The sequence below is a fragment of the Planctomycetota bacterium genome (assembly GCA_039182125.1).
GTDB lineage: Bacteria > Planctomycetota > Phycisphaerae > Tepidisphaerales > Tepidisphaeraceae > JBCDCH01.
Window position 1 is genome coordinate 1 of the sequence record JBCDCH010000074.1, and the last position, 19,595, is coordinate 19,595.

The 19,595-nt window shown below is 63.1% G+C and carries 18 protein-coding genes and 1 tRNA gene; 7 read left to right on the forward strand and 12 right to left on the reverse strand.

Going from position 1 to position 19,595, the window contains the following annotated elements; all coding sequences use genetic code 11:
* Window positions 1–703 (forward strand): hypothetical protein (locus AAGD32_15450; GenBank protein MEM8875641.1); only part of this gene is annotated, 703 nt, incomplete at its 5' end.
* Window positions 704–1,005: 302 nt separating this feature from the next.
* Here AAGD32_15450 and AAGD32_15455 read toward each other — a convergent pair.
* Both AAGD32_15455 and AAGD32_15460 read right to left on the reverse strand, forming a co-directional pair.
* Window positions 1,006–1,188, reverse strand: a complete 183-nt coding sequence (locus AAGD32_15455) for a hypothetical protein (GenBank protein MEM8875642.1) — start codon at window positions 1,186–1,188, stop codon at window positions 1,006–1,008.
* A 182-nt stretch (window positions 1,189–1,370) separates the two neighbouring features.
* On the reverse strand, window positions 1,371–1,685 hold the full coding sequence (locus AAGD32_15460; protein ID MEM8875643.1) for a hypothetical protein: 315 nt from the start codon (window positions 1,683–1,685) through the stop codon (window positions 1,371–1,373).
* Between the two features lie 126 nt (window positions 1,686–1,811).
* Here AAGD32_15460 and AAGD32_15465 point away from each other — a divergent pair, with 126 nt between their 5' ends.
* The gene (locus tag AAGD32_15465; protein MEM8875644.1) at window positions 1,812–2,384 is read left to right on the forward strand and encodes an SOS response-associated peptidase family protein; all 573 of its coding nucleotides are present in this window, start codon (window positions 1,812–1,814) and stop codon (window positions 2,382–2,384) included.
* A gap of 58 nt (window positions 2,385–2,442) precedes the next feature.
* On the opposite strand, the gene AAGD32_15470 is transcribed toward AAGD32_15465, so the two are convergent.
* Window positions 2,443–3,312, reverse strand: coding sequence for a hypothetical protein (locus tag AAGD32_15470; protein ID MEM8875645.1), 870 nt, complete (start codon window positions 3,310–3,312; stop codon window positions 2,443–2,445).
* Between the two features lie 187 nt (window positions 3,313–3,499).
* On the opposite strand from AAGD32_15470, the gene AAGD32_15475 reads away from it, so the two are divergent.
* Window positions 3,500–3,775, forward strand: coding sequence for a hypothetical protein (locus tag AAGD32_15475; GenBank protein MEM8875646.1), 276 nt, complete (start codon window positions 3,500–3,502; stop codon window positions 3,773–3,775).
* Window positions 3,776–3,904: 129 nt separating this feature from the next.
* On the forward strand, window positions 3,905–4,192 hold the full coding sequence (locus AAGD32_15480) for a hypothetical protein (GenBank protein MEM8875647.1): 288 nt from the start codon (window positions 3,905–3,907) through the stop codon (window positions 4,190–4,192).
* Here AAGD32_15480 and AAGD32_15485 read toward each other — a convergent pair.
* Window positions 4,147–5,223 carry a tyrosine-type recombinase/integrase gene (locus tag AAGD32_15485; GenBank protein MEM8875648.1) on the reverse strand — a complete coding sequence of 359 codons (1,077 nt, stop codon included), beginning with the start codon at window positions 5,221–5,223 and terminating at the stop codon, window positions 4,147–4,149. The genes AAGD32_15480 and AAGD32_15485 overlap by 46 nt on opposite strands.
* Window positions 5,224–5,341: 118 nt before the next feature.
* Here AAGD32_15485 and AAGD32_15490 point away from each other — a divergent pair.
* Window positions 5,342–5,414 (forward strand) — tRNA-Arg (locus tag AAGD32_15490).
* A gap of 39 nt (window positions 5,415–5,453) precedes the next feature.
* Here the strand turns inward: AAGD32_15490 and rsmG are convergent.
* The 5 genes from rsmG to uvrA all read right to left on the reverse strand — a co-directional run bounded on the left by rsmG (window position 5,454) and on the right by uvrA (window position 13,259).
* Window positions 5,454–6,173, reverse strand: coding sequence for a 16S rRNA (guanine(527)-N(7))-methyltransferase RsmG (gene rsmG, locus AAGD32_15495; protein MEM8875649.1), 720 nt, complete (start codon window positions 6,171–6,173; stop codon window positions 5,454–5,456).
* Between the two features lie 70 nt (window positions 6,174–6,243).
* Window positions 6,244–7,443: an FtsW/RodA/SpoVE family cell cycle protein gene (locus AAGD32_15500; protein ID MEM8875650.1), complete on the reverse strand. Its 1,200-nt coding sequence runs from the start codon at window positions 7,441–7,443 to the stop codon at window positions 6,244–6,246.
* Complete coding sequence (locus AAGD32_15505; protein MEM8875651.1) at window positions 7,440–9,803, reverse strand: penicillin-binding transpeptidase domain-containing protein; 2,364 nt, start codon at window positions 9,801–9,803, stop codon at window positions 7,440–7,442. Before AAGD32_15505 ends, AAGD32_15500 begins: the two co-directional genes overlap by 4 nt.
* 94 nt (window positions 9,804–9,897) lie before the next feature.
* On the reverse strand, window positions 9,898–10,176 hold the full coding sequence (gene atpC / locus AAGD32_15510) for an ATP synthase F1 subunit epsilon (protein MEM8875652.1): 279 nt from the start codon (window positions 10,174–10,176) through the stop codon (window positions 9,898–9,900).
* Window positions 10,177–10,223: 47 nt separating this feature from the next.
* The gene (gene uvrA, locus AAGD32_15515; protein MEM8875653.1) at window positions 10,224–13,259 is read right to left on the reverse strand and encodes an excinuclease ABC subunit UvrA; all 3,036 of its coding nucleotides are present in this window, start codon (window positions 13,257–13,259) and stop codon (window positions 10,224–10,226) included.
* A gap of 103 nt (window positions 13,260–13,362) precedes the next feature.
* On the opposite strand from uvrA, the gene AAGD32_15520 reads away from it, so the two are divergent.
* Both AAGD32_15520 and AAGD32_15525 read left to right on the forward strand, forming a co-directional pair.
* Window positions 13,363–15,159, forward strand: a complete 1,797-nt coding sequence (locus AAGD32_15520) for a sodium:solute symporter (GenBank protein ID MEM8875654.1) — start codon at window positions 13,363–13,365, stop codon at window positions 15,157–15,159.
* Window positions 15,160–15,227: 68 nt separating this feature from the next.
* On the forward strand, window positions 15,228–16,334 hold the full coding sequence (locus AAGD32_15525) for a hypothetical protein (protein ID MEM8875655.1): 1,107 nt from the start codon (window positions 15,228–15,230) through the stop codon (window positions 16,332–16,334).
* A gap of 20 nt (window positions 16,335–16,354) precedes the next feature.
* Here the strand turns inward: AAGD32_15525 and sdhB are convergent, their stop codons facing one another.
* The 3 genes from sdhB to AAGD32_15540 form a co-directional block, all read right to left on the reverse strand.
* Window positions 16,355–17,158 (reverse strand): succinate dehydrogenase iron-sulfur subunit, encoded by an 804-nt coding sequence (sdhB, locus tag AAGD32_15530; protein MEM8875656.1) that lies wholly within the window; start codon window positions 17,156–17,158, stop codon window positions 16,355–16,357.
* Window positions 17,159–17,197: 39 nt separating this feature from the next.
* Complete coding sequence (locus AAGD32_15535; protein MEM8875657.1) at window positions 17,198–19,129, reverse strand: FAD-binding protein; 1,932 nt, start codon at window positions 19,127–19,129, stop codon at window positions 17,198–17,200.
* 101 nt (window positions 19,130–19,230) lie between these two features.
* The coding region (locus AAGD32_15540; GenBank protein MEM8875658.1) for a hypothetical protein at window positions 19,231–19,595 on the reverse strand (365 nt) is incomplete at its 5' end.

Here is a 19,595-nt window from a genome sequence, read left to right on the forward strand (position 1 = left end):
CGAAGACAAGCACATACTTCGCGACAGTAAGAAGTACATCGATTTTTCCTACCAGTCCAAGCTTGCTCTTGAAGGCGATATAGACCCAGGATTAAACTTATTCTTGAAAGATGTGGCACGCTTCCACACAAAGAGTGGCGCAGTGCTTAGCGTCGAACTCTCATTTGCGGAAGCTGAAATGCAGCACGTTTACCAATCTACACTAACAGACTACTTGCACAACAAAAAGTGCTACCAAGGCATACACGGAATAGTCGCTGATACTGAATACCATGTTATTCGCGGTATTGTGTCGGGCAAGTTGACGCTTAGGCTCCGCTCTGACCAGCAATTTGAGATAGATGGACACTTCGGCCCATACGGCATCTATCAGCTTAAACGCGAAAATGCCTATACACTTACACTAAGCCACGACGATGTGATTCCACATTTTGCAATCATGGCGAGGGTCAATCTTTATAATAATTCTGACTTTAACACTACTGTAAAATTGTCAGGTTTATCGGCAGAAGAGCTGAAAACTTACGTGCAGTCGGAGCTTGCACGCCGCGCCGAGGATGACAAAGCCCCGCCCACACACGATCACTTTCATCCAGGCAGTCACACCGAGCTATTGAGAATACATCAAACACTGGCTGAGAATCGTATCAAGCTGACTGAGGATGGGTTCTTAGTATGGGACCCCAGCTTACTCGACGAATGAAGGCTCGCCCGTGAAGTTTCTCACCTCCACCGACCCCCCGGCCTTCCTCGACCTCGACGCCCCCGAACGTCGTCGCTCATTCTGTGAAGTGTCCTGACACCGATCGGCTGCTCTGGCTGGTCGAGTGTCCCTGCCGCGGGGAGCACCATTACCACGGGCCGCAGGAAGGACACCGACACGCGCACTGCATAGTGCCGACCGCCGAGTCGATGCGGGGGTACAACCTGGCGTTGGCGGATGCTTGGAAGAAACTGGCGGGGGTGAGTTAGTTGTGGGCGCCGCTGTTTATGCACGGACTTTGGCTACACCGCCTGCTCCAGCGCTTCCTCAAACTCAAGTACCAAATCCACCATGCCAAGACTATCGGCGTTAAGTGCCTCGCCAAATTCTTGATGGTCGATTGCTCGCGTGAACATCTCGCGAACGAGCCTGACATCTTCGTATGGGAAGAACAAACGCTCGCCGTGCACAGTGAGAAACCACACGCGTTGTGAACAAGACTCGCAAGTAGTTAGCGCAAAGGGCAGCGCGCGCGAGAGAGCGGGCGTTGCCCCGCAGTGTGGGCAGTTGCGTGAACCTACGGCTGCCATTTTCACCTCACGTAAAAGCTTTGCGGTTTAGACGTCGCGGGCGTCACCGGTCAACTGCGGCGGTTGGTTAGGGGGCATCAACCCCGCGGGTCACTCCTTGCGATCGCGAGTAGCCCATCCAACGCGTCGTGGTGTTCTTCTGCTATTCGGTTACGGAACCGCTCTATGCATTCGATCGATTCTCGACTTGGACAGGCGATGATCAGGATATTGGAGATCAAGCCGCCAACATCAACCGCCTCTGTTCGGTCAAGAAGTTCAATCAACTCAATCCGTCCACGGTCACCACGGCGATCAAGTTCTTCGTTGACATAGTCGTCACGACCTCCGCCTTGCATGTATTCGTCAACAAGTTGTTCGGCGCTCAGTTGCGTGTAATCGAACTCATCCATTGTGCGGATGCTCCCTAACGTAAAAGACTCAGTTGCTAGCCGCCCGCACAAGCAGGCTTCCAATCGGCAAATGGATTATCCGTCAAAAAAAGCGGGTCAAGACCTCGCGCTCGCTACGCTCCCTACGTGTGCAACCACTTCGCCCTCAAGCACCGATCTGACGCCGTGGTCGCGTCGCTGCGGATCAAGGTGATCGAGAACCCGCCTCCGCGGGGTGAGTTCTTCCCAAAATCCCCCGTCGCCATCGCCCGGGACACGGACGCCGGCCGCGAGCTAACCGGGGCCACGTGGGGCATCCCGCTCGGCAATCACCAGGTCGTCAACTTCCGCGACGACAAGCTCCACGTGTGGAAGCGGTTCATGCGTCGGCGGGTCGTGCTGCCCCTGAGCTACGCCGTCGAGTGGAAGTACCCCATCGACATGTTCGGGCAGCCCAACGGGATGCCGTCGCGGTGGAAGCTGTTCCCGGCCGACGAGGGGGTCGGGCTGGTGGCGGGCATCTCCGACCCCGCGGGCCACGTCTCGATGATGACGTGTAGGGCCGAAGGTGTCGCGGCGGAAGTCCACAACAAGAAGCCCGAAGACCCGCGGATGGTGGTGTTTCTGACGGAGCCTGAAGACGTGGATCGGTGGTTGGATCGTGACGCGGGGGCCGACGATGTGCTCGATCTGCTCAAGCCGCCGCCGGAGGGGTGGTAGGCGGGCCTTTCCTCGTGAAGTTATTTGCCAATCCCCCGCAAACACATTAGACGCCACCTCAACCAGCTAAGATTTCTAGTATCGCTGTCGCAACGCATCCAATTGCCCCCAAGACATTACCCAGCTGGCGCAAAATGGGCTGTTTGTCAGAAGTGACTCTGCCTATCAGTCTACGAACAATGTGCTCTATCCGCTCCGGCATGAATCGCATAACCGTAACCGTTATAAGCAAAATCAAATACAGCGCAGAGGGTATTGCACTAGTCAATCCTACGACGACAAACAGCGACAGCACAAGCATAGGTTCGGCTTGTACATATACACGAAGAAAATTAAAATAATCAGACATGACTTGCGGAGCCGCCACCATGATAGTCGCTGTCAGGCATATAAAGCCGCCGCAAAATACTAATACGCAGTCGACGGCAATGTCACGAAGAATTGCCGCAATGGTCAAGGCTCTTCCCGCAGCTTTTACAAGCGCCCACGTAATAGCAAGGGAACACATGTCGTAGGCTGCGACTATCAAGCTGATACACAGAATACCGACGTAGTCGCGCGCACTCCCTGCGGCAAGCATTCGATAGGTTTTGCCGAAAAATGATTCACCGTCTTCTGCCACCACCGCAATGGCGTTTGCCGTCAAAAAGGAGGTGTAGTTAAGAATCACAAAAAACAAGAATGCTATGATGATGTTGCGAAAAGAGAACAGCCTTGCGTTGCGTGTCTTGCGGACGAGTCGCGCAAAGTACGCATGCCATAATTCATACAGGGATAGGCTGTGCAGCCTTTTCCAGATATCTGCTAGCTTTGATCGGTACAATCGATCTTCTTTGTCTTCAGTGTACCACCCGGCGAACATAAATAGTATCTTGCATATAGCAAATACACAAACACCCGCACCTAATGATTCCAATATCAATCGCACCCCCAGACTGTTGTTCGAATTCGTAATACTGCCATGAGTGTTCCAAAAAATGGAAGCTGGAATGCATCTTCCCGCGAGAAAGTTTTACGTCATGAACTTTATAACCTCAACTCTGGCTCTAGTGCTTTTCCCTCCATTTTCCACCCTTGCGGCAGCAGGAGTGCTATCAAAATACTAACATGCATGAGTGTACACCCGCTTCGCCGACCCCCGCGACCTGTTTCTCTGCGTTGTGGGCCGCATCGCCGCCGGCTTCCTTAGTCCGGCCGAGGGCTTCGAGGACGCTGGGCTGAACGTCCACGATTACGTGGTCCAGAACTCGGCCGTTCCGGACGTGGCATCTCCGCAGCGCCTACTGGAGCTCGCGATGGACTACGCGATGGGACCAGTTGCCCGTCGCTCAGGCTCGCCGCGCAAATTTGACCGGGTGACCGGTGTTTGGGGGTTGACGACTCGGCTCTAACGCGTATGTTTCAGGTGCGTATTCCCGGCCTCACGGCTTTGATCGTGAGGCGTGAATTGAAACACATCCGATCGAAATCGCGGTTCGTCTCGCGTCTCCACCTCATCCCGGTGGCGGGAGGCGATTTCCATGGCTGAGTCCGCCCCACCGAGCGTGGGCGTGGAGTCGGCCTCACGCCACGTGGAGCGGTTGATTCAAGCGGCCCGGGCGTTGTCGCCGGCCGATCGCATGGCGCTGCTGTCCGGGCTCGGGGGAAGCTCGCGCGTGCTCGCTTCAGGCGCCACCAAGTTCAGCGTCGTCGTGAAACTCGAAGAGCCGCCCCGAAGTATCAACCGCGCCGCGATCCGCCGCGTCAAGAACATGAAAACCGACTACTTCCCCGGGCTCTCGGACAGTCCCAGCCAGCCCCGCACGTGATCGGTCACCTTCGTAAGCCGCTCGTCCGAAACCGACGCGACGTAGACCGAGGCTATGCCCGCGGTGGCGTGGCCCATGACGGTATTCGCGGCCCGGTCGTCGCCGACCTCGTCCGCGACGGTGCGGAACGTGCTGCGGAGCCGGTAGAAGCCCAGGGACCGGACGCCACACCGCTGGGCGAGCTTCCGGAACTCCTGAGACACCCCGTCCCGGCTTCGGGTGCGGTCGACCCACGGCTGCCCGAGCCGGGTCAAAAAGACGCGGTCCGCGTACTCGGGCATGCTGGGGCGGGGGCGGACCCTCTCGACCTCGGCGATGGCCGCCAGGGTTTCGGGCCAGAGCGGCACCGCGCGGGCCACCTGCGTCTTGATGCGGGGGCTGCGGATGAACCCGTCTTCGACTTCGGGACGCCGCAGGGCCGAGCAATCGGTGTTCCCGTACCCGCCGTTCACGCCGAGCAGGATCATGGCGCCGAGCTGCGGCTCCGCCCGATCGAGCAACTCGCGGATGTCCTCGGCCGTGTAAATCTTCCGCTCGGTGGGCTTGGGCTTCCGAGCAACGAACTCCGGCCCGTACCGCATCGGTTTGGAGATGAGCTCCGACTGGTACGCCCAGTTGAACATGCTGCGGACCCGCTGGATGTGCCCCTTCAGCGTGACCTCGTTCCATTTTTTCCGGAGTGCGTTCGCCCAGCGGGTCCAATCGGCCACGAAAATCTCCGCCACGGGCCGACGGCCGCCGTAGAACTCGAGCATGGCCGTGATCGACCGTGCGATGTCCTGACGCGACCGGTCGCTCAGGCGGCCGGCCTGGGCGTCCTCCGTCTTCTGGCCCATGTAGGCGTTCGCCAGCTCGCCCAGCGTCATGCTGTCGACCGCCACGGCCGACGGCGTCGGGTCGCGACCGGCGAGCAGCGCGTCGCCCTCGGCGTGCCATCGCGAGAGGGCCAGGTCGGGATCGGCCCAGGGCCCGAAGTACCGAAGACGGCCGCGGATTTTCTTGCACCACTGGCCGCAAGGGTGAGCCGACATGGTTACGATGTTCGGGTAAGGCCACGCCGGCCGGTTGTGCTTTCGGTTGTGGCCGCCGTTTTTTTCGCCCTTTGCCGCCATGCGAAAATTGTGGCAAGTCCAGCGAGAAAAGCAACTTGGGTCCGTAGCTCAATGGATAGAGCACCGGTCTTCGGAACCGACGGTTGGTGGTTCGAGTCCACCCGGGCCCATTCCGTGTTGCTTCGCGGGGGTGTCGAGCGACACCCCGCTTAGAGCGGCTGCTTCTTGGGGAGGCCGGCGGCGCGCGGGTACGCCTTCGGCGTCTGCGTATCTTTGTAGACGCTGACGATTACCAAGTCGTTATCGAAGTCTTGGGGGTAGGCGTCGATCACGGCGATTTCGCCGGCCCCAAGCTTGGTTATCGCGTCGCCCGACGCGTCGAGTTCCTCTTCGACCCGTGGGCCCTTCATCGCGAGCAGCCGGCCGCCGACCTTGATCAGCGGCAGGCAGAGTTCGAGTAAGACCGGCATCGGGCCGACCGCGCGGCAGACCGCAAGGTCGTACCGTTCGCGGAAGGCGCGGTCCTGGCCGGCGGCTTCGGCGCGGCCGTGGTGGACGCGGACGTTGACGAGGTTCAGGCCTTCGACGACGTCCTGCAGGAACGCGCACTTCTTGCCGGTGGCTTCGAGCAGCGTGATTTTGATGTCTGGCTTCGTGATCGTCAGCGGGACGCCGGGTAGGCCACCGCCGGTGCCGACGTCGATCAGTTGGGCATCTTCGGGCAGGCCGTCGAGGCCGGGGAGCACGGTGAGCGAATCGATGATCATGCGCGACCACGCGGCGTCGGGTTCGCGGACGGCCGTCAGGTTTGTGCGCTGGTTCGCTTCGAGCAGCCGGTCCAAGAAGGCTTCGAGGCGTTCAAGGGTGGCGTCGTCCTGGGCCAGGCCGAGTTTCTCGAGGTCTTCGCGGACGAAAGCGGGGATGGCCATCGAGAGAATCTAGCGGGTGGCCCGGGCCGGCGTTTGGTTGCCGTTGAAGTGCTGCCCGCGTGGACGCGGGTCACTGGTAAATCGCGTCGGCGTGGTCGAACTCGAAGCTCGGCCGGGCCATCGCGCGGGGCTTACGTGACGCGAAGTTCATCACCAGTCCCACGATCGCGAACGAGAACAGCAGCGACGACCCGCCGTAGCTCACAAACGGCAGGGTGATCCCGGTGATCGGCATGACGCCCAGGCACATGCCGATGTTGATCGTGGCGGGCGTCAGGATCATCGAGGCGAACCCGACGCAACTCAGCCGGGCAAGCGGGTCCTTGCTCCGCGCGGCGACCGTGAGCATCGACATCACCAGCAGGAGATACATGCCCATCATCGCCCACGCCCCGAGCAAACCCCATCGGTTCACGATCACGGCAAAAATCATGTCGTTGTGGCGTTCGGGCAGGCGGTTGTAGCGGACGATCGTCTCGGCCGCATCGCGGCCGTAACCCGAGACACCGCCGGCCCCGATGAGCGTCATTGCTTTGTCCTGCTGGTACGCGGCGTCCTGAACGTAGCGGTCGTCGTCCATCGCCAACGATACCATCGACTTGATCCGCATCTGCTGGTGCGGCTTGAGCAGCTGCAGATCGGGTGGCGCGTAAAACACGATCGCGACGTTCACGCCGATCGCCAGCACGCCTAGCGCGACGATCGACCCCAGATGCCACAGCTTCGCTCCCGCCGCGATGAGCATCACCAGTAGCGTCGGCCCGAAGACCAGCGCGACGCCCAGGTCGGGCTGCTTGAGGATCAGCAGCACAGGGACGAGCATGATCCCAAACGGCACGAGCAGCCCCAACAGGGTGCGGTGATTTTCACGGAAGCGCAGGTACCACGCCAGGCTTAGAACGAAGAACACCCGCGCGGCCTCGCTGGGCTGAAAGTTCATCAGGCCCAGGTTGATCCACGACGTCGCGCCGTTGATCCGTGGGACCAACCCACGCGGCACGAAAGGCAGGATGACGAACACCAGCAGGATCAGACAGAACACGAACCCCGGGTACGCGATCGCGCCGAGCAGGCGCGCGCTGGGCAGCATGAACAGCACCATGACGATCAAGGCGAGCGGTACCCATTGCGTCTGTTTACTTGCGTAGTACGGCGAGACCGTGTCGATCGCGGCGACGCCCATGGCCGTGAGCGCGAGCGCCGCGGCCAGCGCGTACCACCCGGCGTGCGGACGGAAAACGTCGGACAGCCAGGCGAGCAATGCGTTCACGGCGCGTCTTCCGCGGGTGTCGGCAGGTAGCCCTCGACCTGGCAGGCGCGGATGAGTTGGTTTGCGATCGGCCCGGCCGTCTTGCCGCCGGACCAGCCGTGCTCGACCAGTACGACGACGCCGATGGTCGGATCGGTTTCGCCGTCGGGCTTCGCGAGCGCGACGACCCAGGCGTGGGCGCCTTGCTGCACAATGCCGCCGAGTTCGTCGACCAGCCCGTCGCCGTTGGTGTCGGATTTTTCGACGGTGGGCGAACACTGGGCCGAGCCGGACTTGGCGTAGACCGTGACGCCGGGCACGTTGAAGATCGGCCGGCTCGGGCCGTAGTCGCCGAGGTTGAGCCGGTACGTCGTGCCGCTGACCACGTCGCCGTTGCGGCCCTCGTTGGCGGACTTCCACATGCCTTCACGGACGACTCGGATCGCGGGATCAGGAATCGGCAGCGTGCCTTCGGGCCGCGATGCGCGACGGACGAAGCTGGGCTTGATCGCTTCGCCGCCGCGGAAGAGCGTGGCGTACGCGTTGAGCACCTGCAGCGGCGTCATCGTGATCTCGCCTTGCCCGATGCAGGACATGTTGGCCAACCCCACCGCGTTGCTGCCGCGTGGATCAAACAGGTGGCCGGGGCGTTCGTCCATCGACAGGTCGAGCGTCCGGCCCGCGCCCAACGACGTGAACCATCCGTGCACTCGTTCGGGACGCAAACGCTGGCCGAGCACGCCGAAGAACACGTTCGAGCTGACCTTGACCGCGGCCGCGCCGTCGATCTCGCCGAAGTTCAGGCCCGGCTGGGAGCGGTGGATCCAGTCTTGAAAGATCGTCGGCCGGCTCTCGTAGAGGTAGCCTCGTGAGCAGTCGATCTTTGCCCCCGGGGCGTGCACCCCTTCGGCGATCGCCGCGGCGAGGATCAGAGGCTTGGCGGTCGACCCCGGTTCGCGCGGGTAGGCGGTGGGACGGAACGTCATCGGCTCGAACGTGAAGTCGGCGAGCAGTTCCGTCCGGCGGGTGGTCAGGTCGTCCAGCGTCACGCCGGGCACGCTCACGGCCGCGAGCACCTCACCGGTTTTGAGGTCCATGACGACCGCCGCGCCGTTGAGTTTTGTGCCCACCGGCATCGGTGCTTTTTCGCCCAGCCACGGCTGGGTCTGCATCAAACCGACGCGGTCGTCGTGCGACATGATGGCTTGGGCGCGGGCCTGCAGGCGGTGATCGATCGTGAGCGTTACGTCGCGGCCCGCGACCGGCGGGATTTCATTGACCGTGTGCTCGGCGTCGAGGCGTTTGACGACCCGGCCTCGGCTGCCGCGTAGCGTCATTTCCTCGGCCCGCTCCACGCCGAACGCCCCGACGCGATCACCCGCCCGGTAACCGCCCAGTTCTTCGACCCACTGTTCGTGCGCGATCTCCCGTAGAAACGGCCGCTGCGTCCACAGCCGGTCTTCGGTGTAGATCGGTCGGAGCTGTCCAAGGATGTGCATCGCTACACCCGGCACCGTTAGCGTCGCCGGTTCGTCCGACGCCAACGGCGCGGGGAAGCTCGAACGGTCCAGCCGCAGCGTCACCGTCTCCAGCGGGTACCGCCGGTGCTTCGCGCGGACGGGGCGGACCTCTAACCAGAACGCGCTAGGCGGCGGCGTGGCCGTGACGCGATAGCCCCGGCTGGTCTCGCGGCGCCACGTCGGGGCTTCTCGCTCAGCGTCCGCGATGAAGTCGCCCAACTCCCGGATCGATGACTCGGCGACATCGAATAGCACCGCGTGGTGCTCGTGCTGCTCCCGGACTTCCATGTAGGCCTCGGCCGCGCTCACGTCTTCCTGCAACTCGGCCATCCGCCGCTGCCGGTTCGCCTCGGTGACCCGCGCGGCGATCCGTTCGGTTCGCTGCACGATGGACGAACGCACCTCCTCGAGCTCCTCGCGCCGCGTCCCCCCCAGATCGGCCAGCAACTGCCACGCACCCTCTGCGACTTCGGAGTAATTCGCCACATGAGCCGCGATCGCCGCGTCTTTCTCGGAAACCCCCAGCTCCTTCCACGCCGCCCCCAGCTCCACCCGCGCCGCTGCCTCGGCCATGTCCTGTACCCACTGCTGGGTGAGCGCCCGGTAGTCCACTTCCACGTTCCAGCCCGGCTCGTCGACCGCGAGCACCACGCCCGTCCGGTCCAGGATCCGGCCCCGCACCGTGGGGATGTACGTGGTGGTTTGCAGCGGCCGCTCGGCCTTGGCCCGCCGTTCGTGGTGGCGGTCGCCGGTGGTCAGCGAAGCCGTCTTGAGCCCCAGCCCCGCGAGCAGGAAGAACGACAAAAAACCCAGCAGCGTCAGCCGCCGGTGGAACATGCTCGGGATGATTCGTCTCAGCACGCGCCGCATGGGATAGCTCCGCCGTCCCTTCTTCACGGTTCCCCGGACAGTATCGGCGAATCCGTCGCCGGAGGTTGACGCGCCGATCCGCCGATTACTCGGCCGTCGCCCCGTCGCCGGTGGCCTGGTCCGCGAGCACGACCAGCTGGTTGTCCTGGACCTGTGCGAACCCGCCTTCGATAGTGAGCTTCGTGTCGCCGCCGCTCGCCTTGCTCAGCGTCAGTTCGCCGGACCCCAGCTCGACCATCATCGGCGCGTGCAGGGCGAGCACCCCCATTTGTCCGTCGTGGGCGGGCAGCACGACCGAAGAAACGTCTTCGTCGAAAACCTGGGCTTCGGGCGTGACGACGGTGCAATGGAACGGGCCGGGCATGGAGGTCTCCTTTAGATCGCGGAGTTTAACAACCCGATTCAGGCCGGTCAGACCGGCGTGGCCAAGTGGCTTCGCAAGAACTGCCCCGTGTGCGACGCGTCAACCTCAGCCACCTGCTCGGGCGTGCCTTGGGCGACGAGATGGCCCCCACGGTCCCCGCCCTCGGGCCCGAGATCGATGATCCAGTCGCTGCACTTGATCACGTCCAGGTTGTGCTCGATGAGCACGATCGTGTTGCCGCCGACGTCGGTATAGCCGTCCTGGGCGCTGCGGTTGCCCTCGTCGCACAGCCGGTTGAGCACGCCGACGAGTTTGCGGACGTCTTCAAAGTGAAGCCCCGTGGTTGGCTCGTCGAGGATGTACAGCGTCCGTCCCGTAGACCGTTTGCCGAGTTCGGTCGCCAGCTTCACGCGCTGCGCTTCGCCACCCGAAAGCGTCGTGCTGGGCTGGCCGAGTTGCACGTAGCTGAGCCCGACGTCGTTGAGCGCGGTGAGCATCCGCGTCACGTCTCCGAACGCCTCAAAGAAGCCGAGCGCTTCCTCGATGGTCATCTCCAGCACGTCCGCGATGTTCTTGCCCCGGTACGTGATCTCCAGCGTTTCGCGGTTGTACCGCCGGCCCTTGCACACGTCACACTCCACGAACACGTCCGGGAGGAAGTGCATCTCGATCTTCTTGGTGCCCTGGCCTTGGCACGCCTCGCACCGCCCGCCTTTGACGTTGAACGAGAACCGCCCGGGCTTGTACCCCCGGATCTTTGCCTCCTTGGTCTTCGTGAACAGGTCACGGATCAGGTCGAACAGGCCCGTGTACGTCGCGGGGTTGCTCCGCGGCGTCCGGCCGATCGGCGACTGGTCCACCTCGATGATGCGGTCGATATTGCCCACGCCCAGCAGCTTGTCGTGGGCCCCGGGCTTGATCCGCGAGCCGAGGAGTTTGCGTTTCGCCGCCTTGAGCAAGACCTGATTCACCAGCGTCGACTTGCCCGAACCCGACACGCCGGTCACCGTCACGATCCCGCCCAGCGGGATGTCCACGTCGAGTTCGTTGAGGTTGTTCTGGCGGGCACCGACGATCCGCAGCGGCTTGTCGTGGTCGAGCGGCCGGCGGTGGTCGGGCACGTGCACTTCTTCGTCGCCGCGCAAGAACTTGGCGGTCAGCGAGTCCGGGTCGAGGATCACGTCGCCGGTCGGGCCGTGGGCAATGACGGTGCCGCCGTGCTTGCCCGGGCCCGGGCCGATGTCCACGAGATAATCCGCGGCGCGGATCGTGTACTCGTCGTGCTCGACGACAATCACGGTGTTACCGATGTCGGTCAGATGTCGCAGGGTGCGGATCAGACGCTCATTGTCGCGTTGGTGCAGCCCGATGGTTGGCTCATCGAGCACGTAACAGCACCCCACGAGCCCCGACCCGACCTGCGTCGCCAGCCGGATGCGTTGCGCCTCGCCGCCCGACAGCGTGCCCGTGTTCCGCGAGAGGTTGAGGTAGCCGAGCCCGACGCTAAGCATGAAGCCCAGCCGCGCTCGCACCTCTTTCAGGATCGGCGCCGCGATCTGCTGGCCTTCCTGGCTCAACTCCAGAGCATCAAAGAAATGTGCCGCCTGCTCGATGGTCATCTGCGTGACGTCGCTGAGGTTCAGCAGCCGCACTTTCGCGTTGCGCCCACCGTTCTCGAAGTCCGTGAGCTTCTTGCCCAGCCCGTCGTCCACGGCGTCCTTGGGCACTTCGAGGAAGACGTGCAGGGCCTCCTCTCGCAGCCGAGCCCCGTGGCACGTCGGGCACGGCTTGGCGGTGAGATACGCCGCCAACTTATGCTTGACCCACTCGCTGTCCGTGCTCTCGAAGCGGTATTCGAGGTTCGGCAGCACGCCGTCGAACGAGACGCCGAACTCCTTTTCGTCCCGCGCGTTCGTGCCTTCGAGCAGAATGCGCTGAATGCGCTTGGTCAGCTTTTTGAACGGCGTGCTCGCGCGGATGCCGAAGTCCTTGCAGAACCGTCGCGTCAGGCGGTTGTAGTACCGCTTCATCATCGTGCCCGTCACGCCCCACGCCTCGATCGCCCCCTCTTCTAGCGACAACTCCCGGTTCGGCACGACCAGCTCCGGATCGAACTCCTGCCGGATGCCCAGCCCCGCACACGTCGGGCACGCGCCGTACGGCGAATTGAACGAAAACAGTCGCGGCTCCAAGTCCTCCAAAGAACACTCGGGGTGCAACGCACACGCATAGTTCTCGCTGAACAGGTGGTCGGCCCATCCGTCTTCGGCTTTGTCGTCCGCCACCGCCAAAACCACTAACCCATCCGCCAGCTTCAGCGACAGCTCGATCGAATCCGCGACCCTTGCCCGCAATTCGTCGACCTCGCCGTCCCCCCCAGAAGCTCCTTCCTGAGGCCGCACGACGATGCGGTCGACCACCGCTTCGACCGTGTGCCGCTGGTACCGCTCGGTCTTCGTCTTCCACGGGCTGCCCGCCTTCGTCTGCGACACCTCTCGGAGGTCCAGTAGTTCTCCGTCGGCCCGCGCCCGCACGAACCCCTGCCGGCCCATCGCCTCAAAAACCTCCTTGTGGTGCCCCTTCTTCCCCCGCACCATCGGCGCGAGGATCATCAGCTTTGTCCCCTCCGGCAGCCCCATCACGTGGTCCACGATCTGCGTCGCGGATTGGGCTTCAATGACTTGCCCGCAACGCTTGCCCGAATCCTCTTCGTGCCAGCACCGCGGTGTCCCGACGCGAGCAAACAGCAAACGCAGGTAGTCGTAGATCTCCGTCGTCGTCGCGACCGTCGATCGCGGGTTGTGCGAACTGCCGCGCTGCTCGATCGCGATCGTCGGCGGCAGACCTTCGATGCTCTCCACATCGGGCTTTTGCAACTGATCGAGGAACTGCCGAGCGTAGGCCGAGAGGGACTCCATGTACTTGCGCTGGCCCTCCGCGTAGATGGTGTCGAACGCCAGCGTGGACTTTCCCGACCCCGACAGCCCGGTCACGACCACCAATTGGTCGCGAGGGATGTCCAGGTCGAGGTCTTTGAGGTTGTGTTCTTTCGCGCCGCGGACGCGGATGTGGGTCAGGGCCATAGCCCCAAGTCTACGCACCCCGGCCATCCCGAAGCTCGCGTTCATTGAACGCGGGTCGACCCTCGAAACTTGCCCTCTCGCCGCCTCTCGGTACGGTTCCTCCATGCACGGCATCGACTACGCGATCGTGGCGGTCTACCTCATTGGCCTCGTCGTCACCGGCGTCGTCCTGGCCCGCAAGGCCGCGGCCAGCGCCGACGACTACTTTCTCGCCGGCCGAAAGACGCCGTGGTGGGCGCTGGGCGCGTCGGGCATGTCGTCCAACCTCGACGCCGCGGGCACGATGACCATCTTGACGCTCATCTACCTCTACGGCTTGCACGGCTTCTTTATCGAAATGCGCGGCGGCGTCGTGCTGCCCATCGCCGTCTTCCTCGCCTTTATGGGCAAGTGGCACCAGCGCTCGCGGGTCGTGACCACCGGCGAGTGGATGCTCCTGCGCTTCGGCCAAGGCTGGCAGGGCCGAGCGGCGCGGTATACCGCCGCGGCCACCTACTTGATCATCACGGTCGGCATGGTCGTGTTCTTTCTCGCCGCCGCGGGCAAGTTTTTAGCCGTCTTCTTGCCGTTCGACGAGACGACCTGTGCCGTGGCGATGGCCGTCGTCGCGTTGGGTTACACGATGATCTCCGGGCTATACGGCGTGATCTGGACCGACGTGTTCCAGGCCTTCCTCATCGGGGCGGCCGCGATCTACGTCAGCGTGCTCGCGTTCACGTACGTCACGCCGGAATTGCTCGACGCTTGGCCCGGTGCGGCGTTCAACACGATCATCCCGCAGATGGGCGGCGGGCTCGCGCGGGAAGCTATCGACGCGGACGGCGCGGCGTTCACGCAAACGAGTTACGCGCCCTTCCTGCTGTTTCTCTTATTTTGGGCCGGCAAGGGCGTGCTCGAAGGCCTCGGCGGCAGCGGCGGCTCCGCGTACATGGCCCAGCGTTTTTACGCCGCCCGCGACGTGCCCACCGTCAAGAAGCTTTGCATGCTCTGGACCGTGCTGTTTGCGTTTCGCTGGCCGATGGTGCTTGGCTTTGCGATCCTCGCCATCCATCTCGGAATCGGCCGGGAAGACCCCGAGAACATCCTCCCCGCGGTCTTGCAGAGCGACCTGATCCCGATCGGCGTCACCGGGCTGCTCGTGTCCGCGATCTTCGCGGCGAGCATGTCCACCTTCGACTCGACAATCAATGCCGGCGCCAGCTACGTCGTCCGTGACCTGGTCTTGCCGCTGCGGCCGGGTACCACGCAGAAGGGCCAAGTGATCGCCGGCTACCTCGCCAGCGTCGGCATCGTCGCCGCGGGCCTCACCCTTGCCCTGCTCTTCGCCGAGGGGGTCGTCGACGTCTGGGTGACCATCGTGATCCAGCTCTTCCCCGCGTTCCTCATCCCTTTCGCGCTGCGGTGGTTCTGGGCTCGCTTCAACGGCCTCGGCTTCAGCCTCGGCGTCGCCACCGGCTTCGCCGGCGCGTTCACGCTCACCTTCGTCGACGGCCCCGCCGACTTGGGCTGGCCCGACACGCTCGGCGTTCTCGTCCAGAACGGCGCGTTCACCGACGTGTTCATTCTCGGCACCGTCGGCCTCTGCTCGCTGATCGGTTGCCTGCTCGGCACGTTTGCCGCCCCCGCCATCGACGCCGACACCCTCGAGGCGTTTTACCGCCAAATCAAGCCGATCGGTCTCTGGCCCGCCGCCTGGAAACAACCCGACCGCTCCGAACACCGCGGCGACGTCGTCCGCTTGATCGTTGCCTTGGGTTGGCAGACCGCGACTTTCCTGCTGCCGATGGCCCTGCTTCTGCACCTGTGGTGGCCGTCCGCGTTCCTCGCGTTCGTTTTCGTTGGGCTTGGTTTTTATCTGTTGCGTGATCTCCGCCACGCCCCGGCCGTACAGCTAACCTGAAGATGAACGCAGGCTTGCGTTATGCTGGCCTTATCCTGTAACAATTTTTCCTTTCCGGAGATCGCACGATGCAAACCTTCCTCATCGTCACGGCCGCCGTTGTCTTCGGCTTGTTCTTGTTCCTCTGGCTGGCCGTTTGGTACATCAAACGCAAGTTCAAGAAGCTGTTTGGCGAACTCGGCGACGCGCTCAAAGGCCTCGCCGCCGGTTTGGGGAGCACGCCACAACTCCGGATGAACCTCGAGCCCGCCGGCGATTCGCCCGCGCATCACCCCGCCGAAATCGCCGAAACCACCGAATTGCTCGCCGCCCGCGGCTACGCCGACGCCGGCCGATTCTTGCCCAACGGCAGCCCGGCGGTGGTCATGCACCTGTTTTGGAACGGCGAACGCAACCTCGCCGCCGTCGCCTACGACACGCAGCAGAACCCGCCTCAGATCGACGTCGCCGCATCGTTCGAGGACGGCCGGTACCACTTCGCCAGCAACGTCAGCCACGACGGCCACGACAAGCCGCCGAACTACACGTACGAGCGTCAGCCCGATTGGACCAACGAGCAGCTCCTCGACGCGGCCGACGGCATCGTCCCCGACGACGGCCGGGTTATACACGCCCCTGATCGGTTGCCGCAGTTCATCAAAGACTGCTACGAAGCCGAGATGATCTGGCGGGCCAATCGCGGCGGCTACACCGACCAAGAGATCCGCCGCAGCATCGAGGCGAGCGGCAACGAGGTCACGTCGCAGGCGATGGAGATGTCCAAGGCGGCCCTGAACGGTGCGCTAAGCGGAGGCATCGAAACCGAACTCCGCGAGAATTTTCTTCAAGGCTCGGAACTTTCGGCCGCACGGTGGGAGAAAATTGAAGATCGGTTCGCCCTTATCCATCCCATGACGAACGCAGACGATCTGGCTCGCTGTCTCCACGACTTATACCCCGAGGAAGAACCGGAAGATGAGGACGACGAGGACGACACGCCCGATCTGTGGGACCGCTTGCAGACCGAAGCCGAAGCGATGCTGGCGAACCACTCGCCCGTCGAAGCCTTTATGCGTTTAGCTCGTCAAGCTCCGCGTTTCGCCGAGCTCGAGCACCTCGGTCATATCGAAGACCCCGTCCCGGCCGAGGCGTACGCCTTGCCGGAGCAGGACGACGGTGAAGACGATTACGGCTGATCGCCTCGGCACACGGGCGTTTACTTGCCGGTAAAAAACGACTTGATCGCGTGCACGGTGAGTTGCCGGCCGGCCTTGGCGATCGCCTCGGTCAACGGGATTTCTTTCGGGCAGACCTTGACGCAGTTCTGGGCGTTGCCGCAGTCCGCCACGCCTCCCGGTCCCGCGAGCACGTCGAGGCGTTCTTTCTTGAGCTTCGCGCCGGTCTCGTGTTCGTTGAAGTAGTACGCCTGGGCGATCGCCTGGGCGCCGAGAAAGTCGTTGTCTTCGGTGAACTGCGGGCAGGCTTCCAGGCAGCAGCCGCAGGTCATGCAGCGCGAGATCGCGTAACGCTCCTGCTGTTTCTCGGGGGTCTCTTGCGGGCCTTCACCGAGGTCGTGCGTGCCGTCGATGGGCACCCAGGCTTTGACCTTGATCAGATTGTCGAACATCCGCTGGCGGTCGACGAACAGGTCCCGGATCACCGGGAACTTGGTCATCGGCTCGACCGTGATCGTGTCGTCTTCGACGTCCTCGAGCAGGTCGGCCGTCAACGCCGAGCACGATTGCCGCACCCGTCCGTTGATCACCATCGTGCACGACCCGCACACTTCTTCGAGGCAGCCCGAGTCCCACACGACCGGTTCGACGGCTTCGCCCTTCGTCGTGACCGGATTGGCCGCGACGTGCTGGAGCACGGCGATGATGTTCTGGCTGGGCACCAGCGGCACCTCGAATTCCTGCCAATATGCGGGCTGGTCGCGGCCGTCCTGCCGCTTGATACGAACTTTGAACGTCTTGGTTTTCGCGTTGGCGATCATGGGCTTGCTTTCGGGCCGGAGCATCGGCGGATGAATCCGCTGGCTAAGCGTGCGGCTTAGGGGTTACTGGGACGCGGCAGTTTCGGCGGGCTTGTCTTCGGTCTTGGTGGCGGAGGCGGCGGCGCCGTAATTGCGCTCTCGAAGCGGCACCAGCGGCAGCGGCACGGGTTCCCACTCGATCCGCGTGTTGCCCGGCTGACTCTCGTCGTACCAGCACTTCGTGGTGGCGTGGAACGGGTCGTCGATCCGCGTCGGGTAGTCGTCGCGGTAGTGGCTGCCGCGGGATTCCTTGCGGGCGATCGAGCCTTCGATGATCGCCTGTGCGTAGATCAGCATGTCGCCCACGGCCCGGGCGAAGCTGACGTTCTGATTGGTGTACAGGCCCGTGTCGCTGATCTTGAGGTCGCGGTATTGTTCGCCGAGTTCGTTGAGTTTGGCGCGGGCTTGCAGCAAGCGTTCTTCGGTTTTGACGACCGTGGCCGAGGCGATCATCTCCTGGCCCATTTGCTTGTGAATCTCGTAAGGGTTGTTCGAGCCCTTTGACTCGGTGAGCTTGGCGACCTTGTCTTGCTCCTGTCGCACGTACTTTTCGACGGTCGCGTCGGGCGTGTCGGCGGCCTTCTTGCCCTCGGGTTTCCGAGCGTAATTGGCGACGGACAAGCCGCAGAACAACCCATCAAAAATGCAAGAGAGCAGCGCGTTGGCGCCGAGCCGGGTCGCGCCGTGGTAGGCGTAATTCGTTTCGCCGAAGGCGTAAAGCCCCGGGATGTTGGTCATCATGTTGGCCGGGTCGCCGTAGAGCATGCCCTCGTGGGGCTCCCGCTTCGGCTGGTCGGCCGGGGTGTAGTCGTCCTTGGCCGGGTCGTAGGGCGTATAGGTCGTGTACATGCCTCCCATGGTGTAGTGCACCGCGGGGAAGATTTTCATCGGGACCTCGCGCGGGTCGTCGCCGGTGAATTTCTCGTAGATCTCGAGGATGGCGGCGAGCTTGTCCTTCGTTGCCTTGGGCAGGTGGGTGATGTCGAGGTAGACCATCTGCCCGCCGCCGATGCCCATGCCCTTTTCGCAGATCCAGAAGATTTCACGGGTGGCGATGTCGCGGGGGACGAGGTTGCCGTAGTCGGGATACTTCTCTTCGAGGAAGTACAGGCGTTCTTCTTCGGGGATGTCGAGCGGGTGCCGGTCGTCGCCCTGCTTCCGGGGGACCCAGACTCGGCCGCCCTCGCCGCGCGCCGATTCGGACATCAACCGGCATTTGTCTTCGCCGGGGATCGCCGTCGGGTGCACCTGGATCATCTCCGGGTTGCCCAGCGCGGCACCGGCCTGGTAGCAGCGCGAGGGCGCGCCGCCGGTGCAGATCACAGACATGGTGGACTTGCCGTAGATCAGTCCGTTGCCGCCGGTGGCCATGACGACCGCGTCGGCGAGGAAAGGCTTGATCTCCATGGTCCGCATGTCCTGAGCGACGATGCCCTTGCACTGGCCGTCGTCGTTGAGGATGGGCCAGAGGAACTCCCAGAACTCGTACTTCTTGATTTTGCCCTCGGCCTCGAAGCGGCGCGTCTGTTCGTCGAGGCCGTAGAGCAGTTGCTGACCGGTCGAGGCGCCCGCGAAGTGCGTCCGCTTGAAGAGTGAACCGCCGAAGAGGCGCAGGTCGCGTTGGCCCTCGTTGGTGCGGTTGAACGGCACGCCCATGCGGTCGAGCAGGTTGATGATCTTCGGTGCCCAGTGGGTCATCTCGAAGACGGGCGGCTGGTGATTGAGGAAATCGCCGCCGTAGAGCGTCTCGTCCATGTGCTGGAACTCGGAGTAACCCTGTTGGGCCGCGACCTTGTTGCAGGCGTTGATGCCGCCTTGGGCACACACGGAGTGGGAACGCTTGACGGGCACCATCGAAAACAGGTCGACGGCCACGCCGGCTTCGGCGACTCGGACCGCCGCTGCGAGGCCGGCCAGGCCGCCACCGACGACGATCACGCGGGGGTGTTCAGACATGGTTCGCGAAGGGGTTGCGACGCCGGGTTGCGAAGCCGGGTCTCGGAAAAAGCGTAGGACTCATCGGAGGGTTCGGCCAGCGTTTTCAATGGAAAATCTGGTCAATGGTCGTGGCCATCGTGATCGTGCGTTTCGCTCGGCTCGATCACCGGGCGGTGTTCGTTCGCGTCTTCCGGCTCGTCGGCGATCAACACCCATTCCATGCCCAACGACGCGAGGTCGTTCTCAAGGGCTTCCGGGTCGTCGAAGGCCCACGTGCCGTCTTGCGGGCCGACGGTCAGCAGCGTCGCGGCTTTCTGTTCGGCGGTCATCGTGTCGAAATCGAACTTCAACGACCCGACGAACGCCGCCGTGAAGAAAACCATCAACGCGACGAATAGGCCTACGCAGGCGAGCCCCCACTTCTTCATGGAACCGACGCTGATGGTCAGGCCCCAGGAGATCGCCGCGGTCCACAGGCCGTTGC